The sequence below is a fragment of the Uruburuella testudinis genome (assembly GCF_022870865.1).
Taxonomy (GTDB): Bacteria; Pseudomonadota; Gammaproteobacteria; order Burkholderiales; family Neisseriaceae; genus Neisseria; species Neisseria testudinis.
This window is the reverse complement of sequence record NZ_CP091508.1, coordinates 288926-310772: the sequence shown is the minus strand read 5'-3', so window position 1 is coordinate 310772 and position 21847 is coordinate 288926. Positions and strand designations below refer to the sequence as shown.

At 54.3% G+C, this 21847-nt stretch carries 18 protein-coding genes; 11 read left to right on the top strand and 7 right to left on the bottom strand.

The genetic code is table 11. From position 1 onward, the window contains the following. Positions 1 to 48: 48 nt before the first annotated feature. Both LVJ83_RS01370 and LVJ83_RS01365 read left to right on the top strand, forming a co-directional pair. Positions 49 to 1332 carry an AmpG family muropeptide MFS transporter gene (locus LVJ83_RS01370; protein WP_244785585.1) on the top strand — a complete coding sequence of 428 codons (1284 nt, stop codon included), beginning with the start codon at positions 49 to 51 and terminating at the stop codon, positions 1330 to 1332. A 314-nt stretch (positions 1333 to 1646) separates the two neighbouring features. Next, positions 1647 to 2825: a phosphoglycerate kinase gene (locus LVJ83_RS01365; RefSeq protein ID WP_244785583.1), complete on the top strand. Its 1179-nt coding sequence runs from the start codon at positions 1647 to 1649 to the stop codon at positions 2823 to 2825. 216 nt (positions 2826 to 3041) lie between these two features. On the opposite strand, the gene LVJ83_RS01360 is transcribed toward LVJ83_RS01365, so the two are convergent. Then, positions 3042 to 3404: a YgiW/YdeI family stress tolerance OB fold protein gene (locus LVJ83_RS01360; RefSeq protein ID WP_244785581.1), complete on the bottom strand. Its 363-nt coding sequence runs from the start codon at positions 3402 to 3404 to the stop codon at positions 3042 to 3044. Between the two features lie 244 nt (positions 3405 to 3648). Between LVJ83_RS01360 and fba the strand changes: the two genes are divergently transcribed. After that, on the top strand, positions 3649 to 4713 hold the full coding sequence (gene fba, locus LVJ83_RS01355; protein ID WP_244785578.1) for a class II fructose-bisphosphate aldolase: 1065 nt from the start codon (positions 3649 to 3651) through the stop codon (positions 4711 to 4713). Positions 4714 to 5125: 412 nt separating this feature from the next. Here fba and LVJ83_RS01350 read toward each other — a convergent pair whose 3' ends face one another. Then, positions 5126 to 6439, bottom strand: coding sequence for an NCS2 family permease (locus tag LVJ83_RS01350; RefSeq protein ID WP_244785577.1), 1314 nt, complete (start codon positions 6437 to 6439; stop codon positions 5126 to 5128). Between LVJ83_RS01350 and LVJ83_RS01345 the strand changes: the two genes are divergently transcribed. Next, entirely contained in the window at positions 6427 to 6747 is a 321-nt protein-coding gene (locus tag LVJ83_RS01345) for a hypothetical protein (protein WP_244785575.1), read from the top strand. The two genes, LVJ83_RS01350 and LVJ83_RS01345, sit on opposite strands and share 13 nt — an antisense overlap. Here the strand turns inward: LVJ83_RS01345 and miaB are convergent. Continuing rightward, positions 6711 to 8033, bottom strand: a complete 1323-nt coding sequence (gene miaB, locus LVJ83_RS01340) for a tRNA (N6-isopentenyl adenosine(37)-C2)-methylthiotransferase MiaB (RefSeq protein ID WP_244785573.1) — start codon at positions 8031 to 8033, stop codon at positions 6711 to 6713. The genes LVJ83_RS01345 and miaB overlap by 37 nt on opposite strands. A 196-nt stretch (positions 8034 to 8229) precedes the next feature. After that, a complete protein-coding gene (locus tag LVJ83_RS01335) occupies positions 8230 to 8604 on the bottom strand; it encodes a hypothetical protein (RefSeq protein ID WP_244785571.1) in 375 nt (124 codons plus the stop codon). 617 nt (positions 8605 to 9221) lie between these two features. Between LVJ83_RS01335 and mgtE the strand changes: the two genes are divergently transcribed. From mgtE to LVJ83_RS01320, 3 genes are all read left to right on the top strand, one after another. Next, positions 9222 to 10658 carry a magnesium transporter gene (mgtE, locus tag LVJ83_RS01330; protein WP_244785568.1) on the top strand — a complete coding sequence of 479 codons (1437 nt, stop codon included), beginning with the start codon at positions 9222 to 9224 and terminating at the stop codon, positions 10656 to 10658. Between the two features lie 33 nt (positions 10659 to 10691). After that, positions 10692 to 11507 (top strand): peptide chain release factor N(5)-glutamine methyltransferase, encoded by an 816-nt coding sequence (gene prmC, locus LVJ83_RS01325; RefSeq protein ID WP_244785566.1) that lies wholly within the window; start codon positions 10692 to 10694, stop codon positions 11505 to 11507. A 97-nt stretch (positions 11508 to 11604) separates the two neighbouring features. Beyond that, positions 11605 to 12459 carry a factor H binding family protein gene (locus LVJ83_RS01320; RefSeq protein ID WP_244785564.1) on the top strand — a complete coding sequence of 285 codons (855 nt, stop codon included), beginning with the start codon at positions 11605 to 11607 and terminating at the stop codon, positions 12457 to 12459. A 382-nt stretch (positions 12460 to 12841) separates the two neighbouring features. On the opposite strand, the gene argE is transcribed toward LVJ83_RS01320, so the two are convergent. Then, entirely contained in the window at positions 12842 to 13999 is a 1158-nt protein-coding gene (argE, locus tag LVJ83_RS01315; RefSeq protein WP_244785562.1) for an acetylornithine deacetylase, read from the bottom strand. Positions 14000 to 14127: 128 nt separating this feature from the next. Between argE and LVJ83_RS01310 the strand changes: the two genes are divergently transcribed. From LVJ83_RS01310 to LVJ83_RS01295, 4 genes are all read left to right on the top strand, one after another. After that, a complete protein-coding gene (locus LVJ83_RS01310; RefSeq protein ID WP_244785560.1) occupies positions 14128 to 14670 on the top strand; it encodes a gamma carbonic anhydrase family protein in 543 nt (180 codons plus the stop codon). A gap of 487 nt (positions 14671 to 15157) precedes the next feature. Next, entirely contained in the window at positions 15158 to 16627 is a 1470-nt protein-coding gene (pyk, locus tag LVJ83_RS01305) for a pyruvate kinase (protein WP_244785558.1), read from the top strand. Between the two features lie 401 nt (positions 16628 to 17028). Further along, the gene (locus LVJ83_RS01300) at positions 17029 to 17646 is read left to right on the top strand and encodes a peroxiredoxin (protein WP_244785556.1); all 618 of its coding nucleotides are present in this window, start codon (positions 17029 to 17031) and stop codon (positions 17644 to 17646) included. Positions 17647 to 17796: 150 nt separating this feature from the next. Beyond that, positions 17797 to 17937, top strand: coding sequence for a hypothetical protein (locus tag LVJ83_RS01295; RefSeq protein WP_244785554.1), 141 nt, complete (start codon positions 17797 to 17799; stop codon positions 17935 to 17937). Positions 17938 to 18014: 77 nt separating this feature from the next. On the opposite strand, the gene LVJ83_RS01290 is transcribed toward LVJ83_RS01295, so the two are convergent. Both LVJ83_RS01290 and LVJ83_RS01285 read right to left on the bottom strand, forming a co-directional pair. Continuing rightward, the gene (locus LVJ83_RS01290) at positions 18015 to 19214 is read right to left on the bottom strand and encodes an acetyl-CoA C-acyltransferase (RefSeq protein ID WP_244785552.1); all 1200 of its coding nucleotides are present in this window, start codon (positions 19212 to 19214) and stop codon (positions 18015 to 18017) included. A 203-nt stretch (positions 19215 to 19417) separates the two neighbouring features. After that, positions 19418 to 21784, bottom strand: coding sequence for a 3-hydroxyacyl-CoA dehydrogenase/enoyl-CoA hydratase family protein (locus tag LVJ83_RS01285; RefSeq protein WP_244785550.1), 2367 nt, complete (start codon positions 21782 to 21784; stop codon positions 19418 to 19420). Positions 21785 to 21847 lie beyond the last annotated feature (63 nt).

The window sequence follows — 21847 nt, the reverse complement described above, 5'->3', positions numbered from 1 at the left end:
TTTTAAGGCCGTCTGAAGCCTTTCAGACGGCATCATTCAGGATTTTCCATGCACACAACCCCACCCGGCATCTGGCAGCAAATCTTTACCCGCCGCATGCTGATTTGTATCTTTACCGGCTTCACTTCCGGCCTGCCGCTGTATTTTCTGATCAACCTGATTCCGGCCTGGCTGCGCAGCGAAGCCATTGATTTGAAAACCATCGGCCTGTTCGCCCTGATCGGCCTGCCGTTTACGTGGAAATTCGTGTGGTCGCCGCTGATGGATGCGGTGCAGTTGCCCTTTCTCGGCCGCCGCCGCGGCTGGATGCTGGTTACCCAAATCAGCCTGCTACTCGCGCTGGCAGCTTATGCATTTCTCAATCCGCACCAACATATGCACATCATCATGGGCTTATCGCTGGTGGTGGCTTTTTTCTCCGCCAGCCAAGATATCGTGCTCGATGCCTTCCGCCGCGAAATTCTGCCCGACAACGAATTGGGGCTGGGCAATGCCGTGCATGTCAACACCTACCGCATCGCCGCGCTGGTGCCCGGTTCTCTATCGCTGATTCTGGCCGACATCATGCCCTGGCAGAATGTGTTTCTGATTACCGCGCTGTTTATGATTCCCGGCCTGCTGATGACGCTGTTTATCGCCCGCGAACCGCAACTGCCGCCTGCCGCACCGAAAACCTTCTATCAAACCGTGGTTGAGCCGTTCAGCGAATTTTTCGGCAGAAAAGGCGTGCAACAGGCGCTGTTGGTGCTGGCGTTTATTTTTCTCTACAAACTTGGCGACAGCATGGCCACCGCACTGGCCACACCGTTTTATCTCGATATGGGCTACAGCAAAACCGATATCGGCCTGATTGCCAAAAATGCCGGGCTGTGGCCGGCGGTGATTTTCGGCATCATCGGCGGCATCTGGATGCTCAAGCTCGGCATCAACAAAGCATTGTGGCTGTTTGGCTTGGTGCAGATTGTGACCATTTTGGGTTTCGTGTGGCTGGCCGATATGGGGCCGTTTGCCGAAGTGGGCGCTTCCGAACGCTGGATGCTGGCCGCCGTTATCGGCGCCGAAGCCGTGGGAGTAGGCTTGGGCACGGCGGCTTTTGTCGCCTATATGGCGCGCGAAACCAACCCTGCTTTTACCGCCACCCAGCTCGCCCTGTTCACCAGCCTCGCTGCCGTGCCGCGCACTTTTATCAACGCCAGCACCGGCTATTTGATCGAATGGCTGGGCTACGTGAATTTTTTCTGGCTGTGCTTTTTCCTGGCCGTACCGGGCATGCTGCTGCTGTATAAAGTCGCGCCTTGGCATGGCGACAACACCGCAGCAACAACAAAATAAGATGATTTAGTTTAACGGCTGCATAATGCCCGTTCACATCAGCAAGTTAGACAGCGGGCTGAAAACAGTACACACGCAGAGGGCCGGCTGACTTGGCGCTTCAGCGCCTTAGCGAAAGCAGTCATCTTCGAGCTCAGGCAGGCCCATGCCGTTAGCTTATTTTTGTGAACGGGCATAACCGGCAACCTGTAAGCGATTGTAAGGTGATGCACATCAAGCCGCACCCACACGCGCCTTTACCCGCAGACAGGCTTGCCGCATAATACGGCAGCTGAAATTCCCGATTATTCCGACTCAACCGCAAAGGAACCGACATGGCTTTTTTGAAACTCACCGAGCAAAACGTGCAAGGCAAAACCGTTTTAATCCGTGCCGACATGAACGTGCCGTTTAAAGACGGCGCCATCAGCGACGACACCCGCATCCGCGCCTCGCTGGCCTCGATTCAATACTGTTTGGACAACGGCGCTGCCGTGATAGTGATGTCGCATCTGGGCCGCCCCACCGAAGGCGAGTTCAAGCCCGAAGATGATGTTGCCCCCGTGGCGGCACATCTGGGCAAACTGCTGGGCAAAGAAGTGAAAGTGCTCAACGACTGGCGCGACAACCAGCCGGCGCTCCAAGCGGGCGAAGTGGCGATGCTGCAAAATGTGCGCATCAACAAAGGCGAAAAGAAAAACGATTTGGCATTGGGTCAAGCCTACGCGGCCTTGTGCGATGTTTTCGTCAACGATGCGTTCGGCACCGCCCACCGCGCCCAAGCCTCAACCGAAGCTGTGGCGCAAGCTGCTCCTGTCGCCTGCGCCGGTGTATTGATGTCCGGTGAATTGGATGCACTCGGCAAAGCCCTGAAAGCCCCTGCCCGCCCGCTGGTGGCCATCGTGGCCGGCAGCAAAGTCTCCACCAAACTCACCATTCTCGAAAGCCTGGCCGACAAAGTCGACCAACTGATTGTCGGCGGCGGCATCGCTAACACCTTCCTACTGGCACAAGGCGCGCCCATCGGCAAATCGCTGGCCGAACATGATTTGGTGGAAGAATCGAAAAAAATCATGCAGAAAATGGCCGACAAAGGCGGCATCGTGCCCTTGCCCACCGATGTGGTGGTGGCCGCCGAATTCGCCGCCGATGCCCAAGCCACGGTCAAACCGGTAGCCGAAGTAACGGCTGACGATATGATTCTGGATATCGGCCCGCAATCTGCCGCCGCACTGGCCGACATGCTCAAAGCCGCCGGCACCATCGTGTGGAACGGCCCGGTGGGTGTGTTTGAATTCGACCAGTTTGCCGGCGGCACCGAAGCTTTGGCCAAGGCAATTGCCCAAAGCAATGCCTTTTCTATCGCAGGCGGCGGCGACACTTTAGCCGCGATTGCCAAATTCGGCATCACCGACCAAATCAGCTATATTTCCACCGGCGGCGGCGCATTCCTCGAATTTTTGGAAGGCAAAGAGCTGCCCGCCGTTGCCGTATTGGAACAACGCGCCGGATAAGGCTGTACAAACACATTGAGTTGCCCGGCGCCGTTGATAAGGAAATTTTGCCTGAACATGCAGCTGCCGGGCACGGCTCAAAGAGCGCGGTTTGACACGCTGCATGAGCAAATCCGGCCAACACAATCAGGCTGTTTTTGTGAAGGGTATCAACAACAAAGGCCGTCTGAAAGCATATCAAGCTTTCAGACGGCCTTTTATTATCAAGCAAATGAATTACAGTTTCACAATACGGTCGACTTCAATCTCAACCTGACCGCCGCGCTTGTGCTCGACTTCGCCTTCAATACGCACTTTATCAGCCGCAGTCACACTCAGGCCGCGCCAATCGTCGTCATCGATTTCCACAGTCACGCTGCCGCTGGCATCGCGAAACTCATAGTGCTCATGACCGGTTTTCTTAACGATGCTGCCTTCCAACACCACTTTATGGTCATCAGCCAATTTTTTAGCCGCAGCAACCGTTTGCGCCGCACCTTGTTGGTTTTGTGCCGCCGCACCGAAGGTTTCAGCCGCAGCCACACCGCTTACGCTCAGGCCGGCAGCCAGTAAAAAAGCAGTCAGTTTGGTTTTATTCATTTACTTTCCTTCTGTGTTTTGTGTATGGGTAGCTGCAAATATAGCCCGAATATTATTTTTAAACCGCTGTTTGCCTGCTTTTGCAGTGATTAAATTTTATTTACAGTGCGCCGCTGCGCGGCATTTTCAGACGGCCTCCGTTAAATATTAAACAAACCCTCTTCAACATCTGCCCGATAAGCTGATATAATCATAACCGCAGCATTTTTACTACAAACGACTACAAATCTGAGGAGCTTCTATCATGGCACTTGTATCCATGCGCCAACTGTTGGACCATGCGGCGGAACACAGCTACGGCCTGCCGGCATTTAATGTAAACAATCTCGAACAGATGCGCGCCATCATGGAAGCCGCCGACCAAGTCAACGCACCGGTGATTGTGCAGGCCAGCGCAGGCGCACGGAAATATGCCGGCGCCCCGTTTTTACGCCATTTGATTCTGGCTGCGGTAGAAGAATTTCCGCATATTCCCGTGGTGATGCACCAAGATCACGGTGCCTCGCCCGATGTGTGCCAACGCTCCATCCAGCTGGGCTTCAGCTCGGTGATGATGGACGGCTCGCTGCTGGCCGACGGTAAAACCCCCGCCTCTTATGAATACAACGTTGACGTTACCCGCAAAGTGGTCGAATTTTCCCATGCCTGCGGCGTGTCGGTAGAAGGCGAAATCGGCGTGTTGGGCAACCTGGAAACCGGTGAAGCCGGCGAAGAAGACGGCGTGGGCGCGGTCGGCAAACTCTCGCACGACCAAATGCTCACCAGCGTGGAAGACGCCACCCGTTTCGTGAAAGACACCGGCGTGGATGCGCTGGCCATCGCCATCGGCACCAGCCACGGCGCCTATAAATTCACCCGCAAGCCCACCGGCGACGTGTTGCGCATCGACCGTATCAAAGAAATCCACGAAGCCCTGCCCAACACCCATCTGGTGATGCACGGCTCCAGCTCGGTGCCGCAGGAATGGCTGGCGGTGATTAACGAATTCGGCGGCAATATCGGCGAAACTTATGGCGTGCCGGTCGAAGAAATCGTGGAAGGTATCAAGCACGGCGTACGCAAAGTCAATATCGACACCGATTTGCGTTTGGCTTCCACCGGTGCCATCCGCAAATTTATGGCGGAACACCCCGCTGAATTTGATCCGCGCAAATATCTGGCCAAAACCGTTGAAGCCATGAAACAAATCTGTATCGACCGCTATCTGGCTTTCGGCTGCGAAGGCCAAGCGGCAAAAATCCAACCGGTATCATTGGAAAAAATGGCCGACAAATACGCCAAAGGCGAATTAAGCCAGATTGTGAAATAAACCCGCCAAATGAAATGAGAGGCCGTCTGAAAACTTTCAGACGGCCTCTGTGTTTTTATGCCCTGTTGATCAGAAATAATCCTGCAAACTTTGTCATAACCATTCACCAAAATAGCCTACCGGCGCCGGCACACCCGAGCTCGAAGAGGGCTGGCTGTACCCGTCTTCAGCTCGCCGCCGGGTTGGTTTACTTTTGTGAATGGGTATCAAATACCTGTTGAAGCCGAATCGTTCGACTGATATTGATTCCGACACAGATCGGAACAATGCCATATAAACATTTATATCCAAAGAATATTTGGTAAAAACTCAGGCCGTCTGAATGGCTTTCAGACGGCCTGCAATATTGGCGGAATAAATCCATTCATCAAATCATCAGAATTTATTATCCCACTTTAGCGCATTCTGTGTTTTACGCCCCCAAAAACCAGAATTTGGCAGCCCACAATACCGCCACAATCCATACCATCGGCGGCACTTCGGCCGCTTTACCGCATAACAGCTTGATTAAGGCATAGCTGATAAAGCCCATGGCAATGCCGTCGGCAATCGAATAGGCAAACGGCATGAACACAATGGTCAGAAACGACGGTGCCGCTTCAGTCATATCGTTCCAGTCAATTTCAGTTGCACTGCGCATCATATGCACGCCCACATACAGCAATGCCGGAGCGGTGGCAAAAGCCGGTACGGTTTGCGCCAGCGGCGAGAACCACAAACAGGCCAGCATCAACACGCCCACGGTGATGGCGGTCAGGCCGGTGCGCCCGCCGGCGGCCACGCCTGAGGCGCTTTCGATATACGGTGTAGTCGATGAAGTGCCTAAGGCAGCACCGGCAACAATGGCGGTAGAGTCGGCCAATAAAGCGCGTTTCAGGCGCGGCAGTTTGCCGTTTTTGAGCAGACCCGCCCGGTGGGAAACGCCGACGAGGGTGCCGGTGCTGTCGAACAAGTCAACCAAGAAAAAGACAAAAATCACGCTGACCATGCTCACGGTAAACAGGCCGTTGAAATCCATCTGCATAAACGTCGGCGCAATACTGGGCACGCTGCCGACCACGCCTTTGAATTCGCTCAAGCCCATCGCCACCGCAATGGCGGTAATGGCTAAGATGCTCAAAATAATCGCACCGCGCACGCGATAGTGGTCGAGCACAATAATCATCAAAAAGCCCAGCATCGCCAACAATGCGCTGGGATTGTGCACATCGCCCATGCCTACCAATGTGGCCGGGTTGTCGACAATAATACCGGAGCCTTTAAGCGCAATCAGCGCCAAAAACAAGCCGATACCGGCGGCAATCGACATTTTCAGCGACATCGGCAACGCATTCACCAACGCTTCGCGCACTTTAAATAAGCTGAAAATGATGAAAATAATGCCCGACACAAACACGGCACCCAAGGCAATCTGCCAAGGCACACCCATGCCTTTGACCACGGCATAAGTAAAATAAGCATTCAAGCCCATACCCGGCGCCAAGGCAATCGGATAATTGGCCAAAGCCCCCATCACAAAACAGCCGATGGCCGCTGCAATACAGGTGGCCACAAACACCGCCCCGATATCCATGCCGGTTTCCGACAAAATCAAAGGGTTAACAATGATGATGTAGCACATGGTCAGAAAAGTAGTCAATCCGGCCAAAAGCTCTGTGCGCACATTCGAACCGTTTTCACGCAGTTTAAATAAGCGTTCTAATACGCCGTTGTTTGAAGGATTCATGGTTATTCTTTGTTAAGCAAAAGTTAAGACCGTATTATAGCGGATTCAACCGCCAACTTCTGCTGCTTTGTATGCAATCTCCGGCAGATGTGTGGTATTTTTGTCAACAATTTAACCTTAATGCAAAACCAAAAATATCACCGATAAAAGGCAAAGGCCGTCTGAATGGCTTTCAGACGGCCTTTGCCAATAATGAAAACAGACCAGGCATAATCAATATTATTGCAACACCTGCCGATATCACAGTTTATCAAGATGCAGCGGATCAGGCTTACGCCAGCAGCTTACCGCGCAGCGAAAAGGTATAAGCTTCTGTAATTTCCAAAGCCACCATCTGATTAATCAGCGCAGGATCGCCGCTGAAATTCACCACACGGTTATTAGCGGTGCGGGCTTGTAATTGATCCGGGTCTTTTTTTGACACCCCTTCTACCAGGCAACGTTGTACCGTGCCTACCATGCTTTGATTGATACGCGCCGTTTCCACTTCGATAATTTCATTCAGCGCTTCAAGGCGGCGCACTTTTTCTGCTTGCGGCGTGTCGTCCGGCAAATTTGCCGCCGGCGTGCCCGGGCGCGGACTGTAAATAAACACAAAGCTCAAATCAAAAGCAATGTCTTTCACCAATTTCAGCGTTTGCTCAAACTCCTGCTCGGTCTCCCCCGGAAAGCCCACAATAAAATCGGAACTTAAACACAAATCCGGTCGGATTGCGCGCAGTTTGCGGATAATCGATTTATATTCCAAGGCAGTATAACCGCGCTTCATCGCCGACAATACACGGTCGGAGCCGCTTTGAATCGGCAGGTGCAGATGTGAAACCAATTTGGGCAAATCACGATAGCATTCGATGATGCGGTCGCTGAATTCGCGCGGGTGGCTGGTTGTAAAACGCATCCGCTCAATACCGGGAATCTCATGCACAATCCGCAGCAGCATGGCAAAATCACAAACCTCACCATCATCCATCAAGCCGCGATAGGCATTAACATTCTGGCCGAGCAGATTGATTTCCTTCACGCCCTGCTGAGCCAGGTTGGCGATTTCAGTCAGCACATCGTTAAGCGGTCGTGAAAATTCTTCTCCGCGCGTATAAGGCACCACACAAAAACTGCAATATTTCGAACACCCTTCCATAATCGACACAAATGCCGATCCGCCTTCTACCCGCGCCGGCGGCAAATGGTCAAATTTTTCAATTTCCGGAAAAGAAATATCCACTTGCGAACGGCCGCTCACCTTTTTATCATCAATCATTTGCGGCAAGCGGTGCAAAGTTTGCGGGCCGAATACCACATCCACATAGGGTGCGCGCTTCACAATCGCCTCGCCTTCCTGCGAGGCCACACAGCCGCCCACACCGATAATCAGGTTGGGATTTTTAGCTTTCAAGGGTTTGACGCGCCCTAAATCGGAAAACACTTTTTCCTGCGCTTTTTCGCGCACAGAGCAGGTGTTGAAGAGAATAATATCGGCATCCGCCGCTTCATTCACCTGAACCAGCTCATCGCCTTCAGCTAAAACCGACAGCATTTTTTCACTGTCGTATTCATTCATCTGACAGCCGAAGGTACGGATAAATACTTTTTTCATGATTTTTCTAACTTAAATAACAATAACTTTAAATTGCTTATCTGAAGGGTTTCCCGACAATTCAGAATTCTTCAGATTTTTTGTGATAAAAATACAGGTGCAAGGCAAAAAACGCCGCAAGATTTAGATATCTTGCGAGGCTTTTTAACGCAGCATATGCGTTTTTAGGAGCAACAAGCACCCGTCAATCAAATACTCAAAAGACCTCGCGACCAAGCTGCTCGAAAACCTGCCGCTCCGGTTCGGAAAGCACCCAGATTTCCAAAATACGATTACCACCATCACGCCTTACCGCAACGGTTTTACCTGTTTTGGCAACCAACTTTCCCCGAACGATAAAGCGGTTATGCTCATCCCTGATGCGCACCGCAGGCGCCACCTCAAAGACAGCCGAACGGTCAAGCCAGCCCAAGGTTAGTATTTTTAACCAAGAGAGCCCGTCATTGCTCAACACAATTTGCGGGTAGCTTACTCGTTTCAATACCGCCACATCCATATCTTGCGGTATGGCACGCTGAGCCCACACCATTGAGGTGCACAGCAAAACACAAACGGCAAAGAAATAGCGCATATTCGTTTCTCTCCATTCAGACGGCCAAATTTTTATAAAAAATGCACCTTGAAACCCGACTCAATCAAAATATTGATTGCCCCAGCAAACCCCAAAACAAAATCGTGCATTGTTTGGCGCAATAGATTGTTTACGAGGGTGTCCCGGCAACCATGCCAATCGCCGATTTCATGGCGTTGCCTTTTTATGACTTGATAACAAGGATAGGCCGCTTTCTGAAAAACCGCTCCTCTTTATACAATCAAATAACCGTTTATTATAACATATAGAAAAGCAACGTGATGTTTCATATAGGCAATAAGCAGAAAGCCGGCCAAATACAGGCCCGCTGTTCTGAAAACCAATGCGGCTTTTCAGACGGCATCGAGGTGATTTCCACATCTGCCGCCAGCACAGCCGCATCATCGTCTACGTGGTGACACATTCGCTGCGTACACTGGCAAAAGTGTTGGTAATGCCGTCTGAAAGGTGTAGAATACGCCCCGTTTTCCACTCTAAGGCTTGCGGTGTCGCAGGCATATATCATGGACCTTCCCAGTTCATTTAACACATCATCCGAATCACGCATCTAACCCCGCCCGAATACGCGTCCGCGCTTGCCGGCGGGCGGAGTATTTATGAGCATCGAAGCACAAAACCCTTCTCAAACAGACCTTGAACGGCTGCCGCTGGATATCGCCCGCATTCACGAGCTGGCAGAATCGCTGTTGCCCGTTTATGAGCAAATCGAAGCCAACCGGCCGCTTGAAGAGCACAAACTCAATACCTGCCTGGTAGAATTAATCGGCCTTTTGCGCGAGCTGCACCCGGCCGATGTGGCCACGGTGTTGGAATCGCTGCCGCAAAAAGAGCGGATGCTGGTATGGCATTTGGCCGCGCCCGAAGAAGACGGCGAGGTGTTGCTCGAAGTATCTGATGCGGTGCGCGAAACCCTGATTGAAACCATGGATAAGGAAGAGCTCCTGGCCGCGGTGGAAGATCTGGATGCCGATGAATTGGCCGAACTGGCCGACGACCTGCCCAACCAGGTGGTGTATGAAGCGCTGAAAACCCGCGATGAAGAAGAGCGCGCGCAAGTGCAGGCGGCGATGTCGTATGAAGACGACCAAGTGGGGGCGCTGATGGATTTCGAGCTGGTGAGCATCCGCGCCGATGTCAGCTGCGAAGTGGTATTGCGCTATCTGCGCCGCTTCGAGCAGCTGCCCGACCACACCGACAAGATTTTTGTGGTTGATGATCACGAGGTGTTGCAGGGGGTGTTGCCGATTCGCAAATTATTGGTGGCCGACCCTGAAGAGCGGGTGGAAAATGTGATGGCCACCGAAGTGGTGCGCTTCCGCCCGGAAGACGATGCCGAAGAAGCGGCACAGGCGTTTGAGCGCTACGACTTGGTAACCGCGCCGGTGGTCGATGAAAACAAAAAGCTGATCGGCCGGGTTACCATTGATGAAATGGTTGACGTGATTCGTGAAGAATCTGAGGCCGATATGTTGAACATGGCCGGTTTGCAAGAAGAAGAAGATTTGTTTGCGCCGGTGCTCGATTCAGTGAAAAACCGCTGGATGTGGCTGGCCATCAATTTGTGCACAGCTTTTATCGCCAGCCGCGTGATTGGCGCTTTTGAAGGCTCGATTGCCAAAATTGTAGCGCTGGCGGCGCTGATGCCGATTGTGGCCGGCATCGGCGGCAATTCGGGCAACCAGACCATCACCATGATTGTGCGCGCCATGGCCACCGGCCAGCTTTCCGGCAACCAGGCGCGGCGGCTGCTGAAAAAAGAAGTGGCGGTGGCGCTGGTTAACGGTGTGATTTGGGGCAGCGTGATGGGCTTGGTGTCGTGGCTGCTGTACGACAGCCCCGGCATCGGCCTGGTGATGGTGGCGGCGATGACGCTCAACCTCTTGCTCGCGGCTACTGTGGGCGTGTTGATTCCCGTGGCGATGGAAAAAGCCGGCCGCGATCCGGCGCTCGGCAGCTCGGTGCTGATTACCGCAGTGACCGACTCCGGCGGTTTTCTGATTTTCCTGGGCTTGGCCACGATATTTTTATTGTAAACCCACCGAAGGCCGTCTGAAAGCGTTTAACCCATGCCGCAAACCCTTGCCCAATGGCTGCAAAACAGCCCGCTCCCGAAATCAGAAGCCCGCATGCTGCTGCAACAGGCAACCGGCCTGAGCCGTGCCCAACTGATTACCCGCGACGGCAACATCCTGGCCGCCGATATTCAAACAACGCTTGATGCCTTGGCCGCCCGCCGTTTGCAGGGCGAGCCGATGGCCTATATTTTGGGCAGCCGCGAATTTTACGGCCGCCCGTTTGCCGTTACCCCCGCCGTATTGATTCCCCGCCCCGAAACCGAACACCTGGTCGAAGCCGCGTTGGCGCATTTGCCGCCGGGCGGCAAGGTGTGGGATTTGGGCACGGGCAGCGGCGCCGTTGCCGTTACCATCGCACTGGAGCGGCCCGATGCCCGGGTGCGCGCTTCCGATATCAGCCGGGCCGCGCTGGCGGTGGCCGCACAAAATGCACAGGCATTGGGGGCAACAATCGAATTTGCCCACGGCTCGTGGTTTGCTGTCGACAGGCCGTCTGAATGCGGCAGCTACGATGTGATTGTGTCGAACCCGCCCTATATCGAAGCCGGCGATGCCCATTTGACACAAGGCGATTTACGCTTCGAACCGCAACACGCGCTCACCGATTTTTCAGACGGCCTGAGCTGCATCCGCACGCTGGTTGAAAATGCGCCGCAGTATTTGAAACACAGCGGCCGGCTGATGGTGGAACACGGCTTCAATCAAGGCGCCGCAGCACGGGAAATTTTTACCGGCAGCGGTTTTAAAGAGGTGGTGACGTTGGTTGATTTGGCCGGATTGGATAGAATCACCTGCGGACAATGGTAATCGCGCATAATGAAAATCAAAAAAACATCAACCCAATAACTATTTCTTTACATAAAATGATAAAATCCCTCAGTTATTTAAACTTAAGGGAACTTGAATGTCACGCTTATCTCTGCTCGGCGTATTTGCCGCCACCTTGACTCTGGCTGCTTGCGGTAGTAGCGGTAGCAGCACGGGTAATCTGTCTGCTGATGCCACCACCACACCTTTAAATCCAACCACACCGGCCAACGGTTACCGCACAATACAAATACCGGAATGGTCGGATGATGATTCTTACAACTATTACATCAAGCTTGACGGCAAAACCTATCACAGCGGCGACACGATTGATATTTCGCACTACCCGCAAGGCTTGACGGAAACCGCATTGGATAGCGGGCTGACGATAAAAAACCCAACCGGCGATTATCAGAAAGCTTACGACGGCAAATTGTATCTCTACAAACAAGCCTATTCAGTGGTGGCCGGCAACTATATACACAATCAATATCGCAGTAACAACAACAACCAACCCGAGCTGATTGATGCATTTTCAGTAGCGGAGATTCAAGGCGATGCAACCCCCTTTGATGCATTACCCGGCACAGGCCGCTACACCTATAAAGGTGAAGCATTCAGCGCGGGTGAAAAAGGCACGCTGACTTATACCGCAGACTTCGGCCGCAAGCTTGGCAGCGGCAGGATTACAGGACTGGCAACCTTCGGCGATATCACGCTGAACAGCGCTCCGATTACTCGAATAAAAGATGAGAATTTCAATGGTGCAGGCGTATCTCTAGATAGCAGTAGCGCCGTCTCCGCCAAATTAGGGAGCGGCACATACGGCTTGGGCTTTTTCGGCCCTCAAGCCAACGAGCTTGCCGGTATGGCCGAATTCACACGCCCAGGCAGCTCTGAATTTGAGCTGGAAGAGCAAGATCTTGAAATCGGCTTCGGCGGCAAACGCTGATACCTGTTATCAACCATTATCGCCCAATCACTTCATTTCTAAGGTATGCTATTCGGCAATTCTAATTCTAAAAATCTTTTGTTAATTTCTTTTTAAAACAATTAGATTGATTTAAGAAATTCAGTTATTTAATTGCCGTTTCTATAGAATGCCCTGACCATTCAGAATGATTCAGATTTTTTGTGATAACAGCACAGATGCAAGGCAAAAAACGCAGCAAGATTGGGCATCTTGCGAGGCTTTTTAACGCAGCAGATGTGCTTTTAGCGAAAAAAAGATGATGATATATGAATGGTCAGGGCACCCTAGTAATCAAAAAGCCTGACAATCCGCTCTCAGGCCGTCTGAAACCATATCTTCAGACGGCCTTTTGTCTGTCCGCTCAAACGCTCTGCGCGGCAATCAGTTTCTGCAAAAAGGCATCGCACCGCGCCAGTTGCGCCAGCTCGACAAATTCATCGGCTTTGTGCGCCTGCTCGATATTGCCGGGGCCGCAAATCACGGTGGCGATACCGGCCTGCTGAAACTGGCCGCCTTCGGTGGCATAGGCCACTTTCAGGCGGGCGGAATCTTCTACCAGCTGAGTAACCAGCTCATGCAGCAGCCGCGCTTCGGCTTCGGGCATGGCGGGCACGTTTTCGCCGTGTTTCACTTCAATGCCGCAAGCCTCATCCACCGCCTGCATCTGCGGCTGCAACACTTCGCGGATATGCGTTTCAATCGGCGCAAGAATATCGGCGGGGCTCATGTGCGGCAGGTTGCGGTAGTCGAATTCGAATTCGCACAGCTGCGGCACGATATTGCCGGCAATGCCGCCGCCGATGGTGTTGACACTCAGAGTGGAAAACGGCACGTCGTAATCGGGGTCGGTGTCGTGGCGGGCTTTCAGACGGCCTGCCAAGCCGTTGATAAACACAATCAGTTTGGCGGCATATTCGATGGCGTTTACCCCTTGCGGCGTGAGCGATGAATGGGCGGCTTTGCCGTGCACGGCGCATTTGAAGGTGTGGATGCCTTTGTGCGCCACCACCATGCGCATCGACGTGGGCTCACCGACTATGCAGTGTTCGGGCGCGAGGCCGCGCCGCTGCAATTCGGCAATCATCACCGGCGCGCCGAGGCAACCGATTTCTTCATCGTATGAAAGTGCGATGTGCAACGGGCGTTTAAGTTTGGCCTGCACCATCGCGGGCGCAGCGGCAAGCACGGCGGCGATAAAGCCTTTCATGTCGGCGCTGCCGCGCCCGTAAAGACGGCCGTTGCGGATATTGGCGGTGTAGGGGTCGGAATGCCACTGCTGGCCGTCTGTCGGCACCACATCGGTGTGGCCGCTCAGCACCAGCCCGCCGTCGGTGCTGCCGCCCTCAGCGGGAATGGTGGCAAACAGATTGGCTTTGGTCTGCTCGGGATTGTGCGCCAGCCAGGGCTTGAGGCCGAGCGATTCGAGATAATCGGCGCAATCGTGTATCAGCGCCAGATTGGAATAGCGGCTGGTGGTATCGAAAGCAATCAGGCGGGCAAGTCGGTCAACGGTATTCATGGGGTGCTTTCACATGCAAATGATGGTTTGATTATAAGGCTTTTCAGACGGCCTGATTCTATTATATGCTGCAAGCAAGCCCCGGGCTGCACTGAGGCCGTCTGAAAACACACACTTAAGGAGAAACCATGAACATCCGCCCCTATCTGGAACAGAGCCCTAAAATCGATGCAAGCTGCTATATCGACCCTGCCTGCGTGGTGATCGGCGAGGTGGCGCTGGCGGAACAGGTGTCGGTGTGGCCGTTTGCGGTGATACGCGGCGATGTCAACAGCATCCGTATCGGCGCACGCAGCAATGTGCAAGATTTGAGCATGCTGCATGTGTCGCACAAAAACGAAGCCAAGCCCGAAGGCTCGCCGCTGGTAATCGGCGAAGATGTTACCATCGGCCACAAAGTCATGCTGCACGGCTGCACCATCGGCAACCGCGTGCTGGTAGGCATGGGCAGCACCATTATGGATGATGTGGTGATTGAAGATGATGTGATGATCGGCGCATGCAGCCTGGTGCCGCCGCGCAAACGGCTGGCAGGCGGTTATTTATACGTCGGCTCGCCGGTCAAGCAGATACGTGCGCTCACAGAAGAAGAAAAAGCTTTTCTGGTGTATTCCGCCGCCCACTACATGCGCGTGGCCGCCAACCACAAGCAATCGGGCCATCAGCCTTAATACTCATTCACAACAATAAGCTAACGGCGGCGGCGCGCCTCACCGCACGCATATACCGCCTTCAACTCGCCGCGGGGTTCGCTTGCTTTTGTGAACCAGTATAAGTGTTTCAGACGGCCTGATATTCAGGCCGTCTGAAACCCCGCTTGCCACAACAAACCGGTCAAACAACCCGGCACAGAAACAGCACGGCAAAACAACGCCACCAGGCTCTTTCGTCAAACAAATATGAAACAATATTACAGCCGTATGACTCACCCGCCCCGACACAACTTCATTGTAAACACCAACAAATTCAGCGCTTTTTATTGTGCATCTTCACAATATGCGCGTAATACCCAAGCAGAAATACAGCGGCAGCGCGCCGATAATTTGGTTTAAATCATAAAAAACTGTAATTTTCCGACTGCCCATCAGGGTTTCAGGTTACAATTCTGCAACTAAAATTTCCACCGAATCCCATCATTTCAGCTAAAAGGAAAGCCGTATGAGCACGACCAAACGCGACTTAACCCGTATCCGCCACAACACCAAAATCGTGGCCACACTCGGCCCGGGCAGCAACAATGTTGACCTGCTCGAAGACATGATCCGTGTCGGCGGCCTCAACGTGGTGCGCTTCAACTTCAGCCACGGCACCGCCGAATTTCATCAGGAAAACGCCAAAATCGTACGCGAAGCCGCCAAACGCGCCGGCCATGAAGTGGCCATTATGGCCGACCTGCAAGGCCCGAAAATCCGCGTGGGCAAACTGGTCAACGGCTTTATCGAATTAAACGCCGGCGAAAAGCTGCTGCTCGATGCCGCCCATGAAGGCGAAGGCACCCGCGAACGTGTCGGCCTCGACTACCGCGACCTGCCCAACGATGTCAAAGCCGGCGATATCTTGCTGCTCGACGACGGCCTGCTGACCCTGATTGTCGACAGCGTAAACGGCAGCGAAATCCTCACCACCGTGCAAAACAGCCACAAGCTCAAATCCAACAAAGGCATCAACAAACAAGGCGGCGGCTTGTCTGCCGGCGCGCTGACCGAAAAAGATTTCCGCGACCTCAAAACCGCCGTGGCCATCGGCTGCGACTATCTGGCGGTCAGCTTCGTGAAATCGGCCGAAGACCTCAAAATTGCCCGCGATTTGGTCGAGCAGGAAATGCAGGGCAGCGATGCCGTGCGCCCCGGCCTGGTATCCAAAATCGAGCGTGTGGAAGCGATTGAAAACCTCGACGAAATCATCAAAGCTTCAGACGGCATCATGGTAGCCCGCGGCGATTTGGCCGTAGAAGTCGGCAATGCCGCCGTGCCCGCGCTGCAAAAACGCATGATCAAACGCGCCCGCGAGCTGCGCCGCTTCAGCATCACCGCCACCCAAATGATGGAAAGCATGATCACCAACCCCGTGCCCACCCGCGCCGAAGTAAGCGACGTGGCCAACGCCGTGCTCGACGGCACCGATGCGGTAATGTGTTCCGCCGAAACCGCCGTGGGTGCCTATCCGTTTGAAACCGTGCGTCAAATGGCGATTATCTGCGCCGCCGCCGAAGCCGAACAAGATTCGCTCAACGGCGTAGACGAAAGCAACATCCACCCGCCGGTGGGCACCAACCTAGCGGTGGCCAGCGGCGCCGTGCACGTTGCCCGCGCCGTTCAGGCCAAAGCCATCGTGGCCTTAACCGAAAGCGGCTCCACCGCCTTCCAAATCAGCCGCCACAGCATCCAACTGCCGGTTTACGCGCTCACCCCGAGCGTATCCGCCCAGCGCCGCATGGCCATGTATCGCGGCGTGCGCCCGATTATGTTGGCCACCAGCAAAGATCACGATACCGCTGTGGATGAAGTGGAAGCCATGCTGGTTGAGCGCAAGGTGCTGGAAAGCGGCGACCAATACATCATCACCAGCGGCTCACGCATGCGCGAGAGCGGCAGCACCAACATGCTGCAAGTGATGGAAGTGCGCTGATTTTTGCAAGTGCCGCCCGGCACGTGCAGATAAAAAGCAGGCTTGCGGGTCTGCTTTTTTGCGTTCAGACCAAACAATACCCATCCACAAAAGTAAGCTGACAAGGCGGCGAGCCGAAGACAGTACACAGCTACGGAGCCGGCTGACTTGGCGTTCAGCGCCTTAGGGTGTCATGACCATTCGATTTATAAGCGTATTTTGCCCCTGAAAATGCATCTACTGCGCAAAAAAGATGATGATATATGACACATCAGGACAGCCTAAGCGTCCTCTTCGAGCTCAAGCGCGCCAACGCCGTTAGCTTATTTTGGTGAATGGGCATGACTTTTGTGCCTTGGTATAAGTGAAGCGGCTATAGTAAACTGATATTCCCGCAACCATCCGAAGCAAGGAGATTCATTATGGCCGTATTGGTAAACAAACCCGCTCCGTTTTTTCACGACAGCGACAAAACATTCGCAGCGGTATTGGGTGACGGCAGCATCGTCGAAGATTTCAACTTTCAGGCCGCGGCCAAGGGCAAATATGCGGTCGTATTTTTTTATCCGCTCGATTTCACCTTTGTGTGCCCGTCTGAAATCATCGCCCACGACCACCGTGTAGAAGCCTTCAAACAGCGCAATGTAGAAGTGTTTTCGGTATCGTGCGACAGCCAGTTTACCCACAATGCCTGGCGCAACACCCCGCTTAACGAAGGCGGTATCGGCGCGGTGAAATTTACCATGGTGGCCGATGTGAAACATGAGCTGATGCAGGCTTATGATGTGGAAAGCGCCGACGGCGTGGCATTCCGCGGTTCGTTTTTAATCGACAAAAACGGCATCGTGCAACACCAGGTGGTCAACAATCTGCCGCTCGGCCGCAATGTAGACGAAATGCTGCGCATGGTAGATGCACTGCAATTCTTTGAAGAAAACGGCGAAGTGTGCCCGGCCGGCTGGAACAAAGGCGACAAAGGCATGACCGCCAGCCCCGACGGTGTGGCGGCTTATCTGGCCGCCGATGCCGACAAGCTGTAATGCGCTAAAATAAAAACCTGCCGACAGCTTGTGCAAACTTTTGATTCAAGCAGCCGGCATGTTGCACAAGCTTCAGGCAGGTTTTTTATCACTTTTAAACCCAGTGCAAACGGTTATCATAGGCCGTCTGAAAGCCCGCAAGGAATCGAGATGAAAACATATTGTTTGGCTGCCGTGCTGGCCGCTGCGTTATTATCAGCCTGTGCCGGCGGTGCAGGTGGCGGCAACACGCAGATGTATGGCGAAATCAAGGGCGGGGTGGAAACTTCGCACACCCGTGTCGGCCATTGATACCGGCAGCCCCTGCTAGAAAATTGAGGCCGTCTGAATTTTTTTCAGACGGCCTTTTCTAGAAAAACTATTTCTATTTACAGCACTTCAATCAAACCCGCTGCGCCCATGCCGGTGCCGATACACATGGTCACCATGGCATAGCCTTTTTCGCCGCGCTCGCGCAAGCCGTGGATGGCGGTGGCGGCGCGGATGGCGCCGGTGGCGCCGAGCGGATGACCCAGCGCGATGGCGCCGCCGTTGGGGTTGACGATGGCGGTGTCTAAATCCAAATCGCGGATTACCGCCAGCGATTGGGCGGCAAAGGCTTCGTTCAGCTCAATCCATTTCATGTCGCTCAAGCTCAAGCCTGATGATTTCAACACCGCCGGAATGGCTTCTTTGGGGCCGATGCCCATGATTTCGGGCGGCACACCGCGCACGGCGAAGCCTTCGTAGCGGGCGATGGGGGTAAGGTTGTAGCGTTTCAGCACCTCTTCGCTCACCACCAGCAAGGCACCCGCGCCGTCCGACATTTGCGAGGAATTGCCTGCGGTTACGCTGCCTTTGGCGGCAAATACGGGGCGCAGTTTGGCCAAACCTTCGGCGGAAGTGTCGGCACGGGGGCCTTCGTCGGTGTCGCACAGTTTGCGCACTTCTTTCACTTCGCGGCTGCCCAAGTCGGCGCTGCGGTACACGGCTTCAATCGGGCTGATTTCGGCTTTGAACTTGCCGGTTTCAATCGCAGCCAGCGCACGTTTGTGGCTTTCCAACGCAAACGCATCTTGATCTTCGCGGCTGACGTTCCATTGTTCGGCCACTTTTTCGGCGGTCAACCCCATGCCGTAAGCGATGCCCAGATTTTCTTCTTTGGCGAAGATTTCAGGGTTGAGCGACACTTTGTTGCCCATCATCGGAATCATCGACATGCTCTCGCTGCCCGCCGCAATCACGGCTTCGGCCTCACCGGTGCGGATGCGGTCGGCGGCGATTTGCAGCGCGTTGATGCCGCTGGAGCAATAGCGGTTGATGGTGATGCCGCCCACGGTTTCGGGCAAGCCGGCCAACAAGGCGGCGATGCGGGCAAAGTTGAGGCCGGATTCGGCTTCGGGGAAGGCGCAGCCTGCCACCACATCATTGATTTCGGCGGGGTCAAATCCCGGCGCCTGCGCCACCACTGAGCGGATAACGTGCGCGAGCATGTCGTCGGGGCGGGTGGTGCGCAGCATGCCGCGCGGGGCTTTGCCGATGGGGGTGCGGGTGGCGGCTACGATATAGGCTTCTCTTAATTGTTTCACAGTATTCTCCTGTTGGGGGTGGCCGTCTGAATGCTCGGGCTTTTCAGACGGCCTTTCAGCGGATTGTGTAGGGTGTGCCCGAGAGGCACGCACGTGTTTTTGATTTTTAACGATTTGAACTGCGTGCGCGGCTTTCGCCACACGCCCTACAGGTTTTGCTCAAGCCGTCTGAAGGGCCAGCTTTTTTCAGACGGCCTCAAACATCAGTTGCGCAACGGCTTGCCGGTGGACATCATGTTTTCGATGCGCTCCAGCGTTTTCTCGTTTTTCAGCAAATCGACAAACACTTGGCGCTCCAAATCCAACACCCATTGTTCGTCGACAAGGGTGCCGGGGTCGACGTCGCCGCCGGTAATCACCCAAGCGATTTGGCTGCCGATGTGCATATCGTATTCGCTGATAAAGCCGCCCTCTTTCATGTTGAGCAATTGGCCTTTAATCGAGGCGGCGCCGCTGCGGCCGGCCACGGGGAAGGTGGCGGGCATATCGGGGCGGAAGCCGCTGTCGGCCAGTGTTTTCGCTTCGGCCAGCGCCACATGCAGCAACTCGTAGCTGTTGAACACCACCACATCGCTTTCGCGCATAAAGCCCATTTCTTTGGCCTCAATCGCGCTGGTGGCCACTTTAGCCATGGCCAGATTCATGTAGCGGTCTTTCAGGGCGGCCAGCAGGTCGCCTTGGCTGGCGCGTGCGGCCTGCAAGGCGAAATCTTTGGTGCCGCCGCCGGCGGGAATCAGGCCGACGCCCACTTCCACCAGGCCGACATAGCTTTCCAGCGCCGCCACCACTTTATTGCTGTGCATCACAAATTCGCAGCCGCCGCCAAACGCGAAGCCTTGCACCGCCGACACGGTGGGGATTTGGCTGTAGCGCAGGTTCATCGAAGTGTCTTGGAACAATTTCACCATGCTCTCAATCGCTTCGAAATCGCCGGTGGCAAATTCGGGCATCATCGATTTCAAATCCGCGCCCACTGAAAACGGTGCTTCGGGCGCCCAAAACACCAGCGCTTTAAAGTCTTTTTCGGCAATGGCGATGGCCTGATTGATGCTTTCGAGTACGGCGCGGCTGATGGCGCGCATTTTATTCAGGTTTTCAATCACCAAAATTTCGTCATCAAAGGTAAAGCCGCGCATCACTTCGGTTTCAAACACGGTTTTGCCCAGCGGCGGCAGGTTTTCGCCCAACAGCGCGGCGGGGCGGAATTGGCGTTGGTAAACATCGAGCGATGAGCGCGCATCGTAAGCGCCGGTGCTGAAATTGAAGCTGCCTTCATTGTTGTGGAACGCTTCCACGCCTTTGAGCCACTCGGGCAGCGGCGCATTGCTCATGGCCTCGCCCGCATCGATGTCTTCCTGAATCCAGCCGGCAACCTGCTGCACGCCGGCGGCCTGCCAGATTTCCAGCGGGCCTTGTTCCCAGCCGAAGCCCCAGCGGATGGCGAAATCGACATCGCGGGCAGTGGTGGCGATGCTGTGGCCGTGCACGGCGATGTAGTGGAACGAATCGCGCAAAATCGCCCACAAAAATTGCGCCTGCGGGTTGTCGCTTGCGCGCAGGGCAGCCAGCTTTTTGCCCCAGTCTTTTTCTTTCAGAATGTCGGTAACTTCGCTGTCGGCTTTTTTATTTGAAGCCACATATTCGCCCGCGGCCGGGTCGAACATCATGATGCGTTTGCCTTCTTTTTTAAAGATGCCGGCCTTGGTTTTTGAGCCGAGGGCGCCGTTTTCGATCAGCGTGTGCAGCCATTGCGGCAGCGTAAAATGAGCGTGCCATGGGTCTTGCGGCAGGTTGTCTTCCATGGTTTTGGCCACATGGGCGAAGGTATCCAAGCCCACCACATCAGCGGTGCGGAAGGTGGCCGATTTGGCACGGCCGAGGCGTTTGCCGGTGAGGTCGTCAACCACATCGAAGCGCAGGCCGAATTTTTCGGTGTTGTAGATGGTGGCCAGCATCGAGAATACGCCGATGCGGTTGCCGATAAAGTTGGGGGTGTCTTTGGCGCGTACCACGCCTTTGCCCAGCGTGCTTACCAAGAAGCGTTCGAGATTGTCGAGATATTCGGGGGCGGTGGCGGCGGTGGGAATCAGCTCTACCAAGTGCATATAGCGCGGCGGGTTGAAGAAATGCACGCCGCAGAAGCGGTGTTTCAAATCGGCAGGAAATTTGCCGCTCAGGGTTTCAACCGACAAGCCCGATGTGTTGGTGGCGAAAATGGTGTGTTCGCCCAAATGCGGCGCCACTTTGGTATAGAGGCTTTCTTTGATGTCGAGGCGCTCGGCCACGGCTTCGATCACCAAATCGCAATCGGCCAGCTTGGCCAAATCGTCGTCGTAATTGGCGGCGCTGATGTAGGCGATGGCCTCTTTACCGGCCAGGGGCGCAGGTTTTTGCTTTTTCAGCGCATCGATGGCTTTTTGCACGATGCCGTTTTTCGGGCCTTCTTTCGCCGGCAGGTCAAACAGCACCACCGGCACCTTGGCGTTGGCCAGATGGGCGGCAATCTGCGCGCCCATCACGCCCGCACCGAGCACGGCGGCTTTACGGATAACGAAGTTTTTTGCGGTCATGGTAATCCTCTCTCTTTGTTTCTTGGCTTTCAGACGGCCTCAAACTGCATCAAGGCCGTCTGA

Excerpts from the sequence above, each read along its gene's own strand:
- LVJ83_RS01335 (WP_244785571.1), bottom strand. The coding sequence starts at position 8,604 with ATGCGCTATTTCTTTGCCGTTTGTGTTTTGCTGTGCACCTCAATGGTG.
- pyk (WP_244785558.1), top strand. The coding sequence starts at position 15,158 with ATGAGCACGACCAAACGCGACTTAACCCGTATCCGCCACAACACCAAA.
- prmC (WP_244785566.1), top strand. The coding sequence starts at position 10,692 with ATGCCGCAAACCCTTGCCCAATGGCTGCAAAACAGCCCGCTCCCGAAA.
- argE (WP_244785562.1), bottom strand. The coding sequence starts at position 13,999 with ATGAATACCGTTGACCGACTTGCCCGCCTGATTGCTTTCGATACCACC.
- fba (WP_244785578.1), top strand. The coding sequence starts at position 3,649 with ATGGCACTTGTATCCATGCGCCAACTGTTGGACCATGCGGCGGAACAC.
- LVJ83_RS01295 (WP_244785554.1), top strand. The coding sequence starts at position 17,797 with ATGAAAACATATTGTTTGGCTGCCGTGCTGGCCGCTGCGTTATTATCA.
- LVJ83_RS01300 (WP_244785556.1), top strand. The coding sequence starts at position 17,029 with ATGGCCGTATTGGTAAACAAACCCGCTCCGTTTTTTCACGACAGCGAC.
- LVJ83_RS01285 (WP_244785550.1), bottom strand. The coding sequence starts at position 21,784 with ATGACCGCAAAAAACTTCGTTATCCGTAAAGCCGCCGTGCTCGGTGCG.
- LVJ83_RS01365 (WP_244785583.1), top strand. The coding sequence starts at position 1,647 with ATGGCTTTTTTGAAACTCACCGAGCAAAACGTGCAAGGCAAAACCGTT.
- mgtE (WP_244785568.1), top strand. The coding sequence starts at position 9,222 with ATGAGCATCGAAGCACAAAACCCTTCTCAAACAGACCTTGAACGGCTG.
- miaB (WP_244785573.1), bottom strand. The coding sequence starts at position 8,033 with ATGAAAAAAGTATTTATCCGTACCTTCGGCTGTCAGATGAATGAATAC.
- LVJ83_RS01320 (WP_244785564.1), top strand. The coding sequence starts at position 11,605 with ATGTCACGCTTATCTCTGCTCGGCGTATTTGCCGCCACCTTGACTCTG.
- LVJ83_RS01350 (WP_244785577.1), bottom strand. The coding sequence starts at position 6,439 with ATGAATCCTTCAAACAACGGCGTATTAGAACGCTTATTTAAACTGCGT.
- LVJ83_RS01370 (WP_244785585.1), top strand. The coding sequence starts at position 49 with ATGCACACAACCCCACCCGGCATCTGGCAGCAAATCTTTACCCGCCGC.
- LVJ83_RS01310 (WP_244785560.1), top strand. The coding sequence starts at position 14,128 with ATGAACATCCGCCCCTATCTGGAACAGAGCCCTAAAATCGATGCAAGC.
- LVJ83_RS01360 (WP_244785581.1), bottom strand. The coding sequence starts at position 3,404 with ATGAATAAAACCAAACTGACTGCTTTTTTACTGGCTGCCGGCCTGAGC.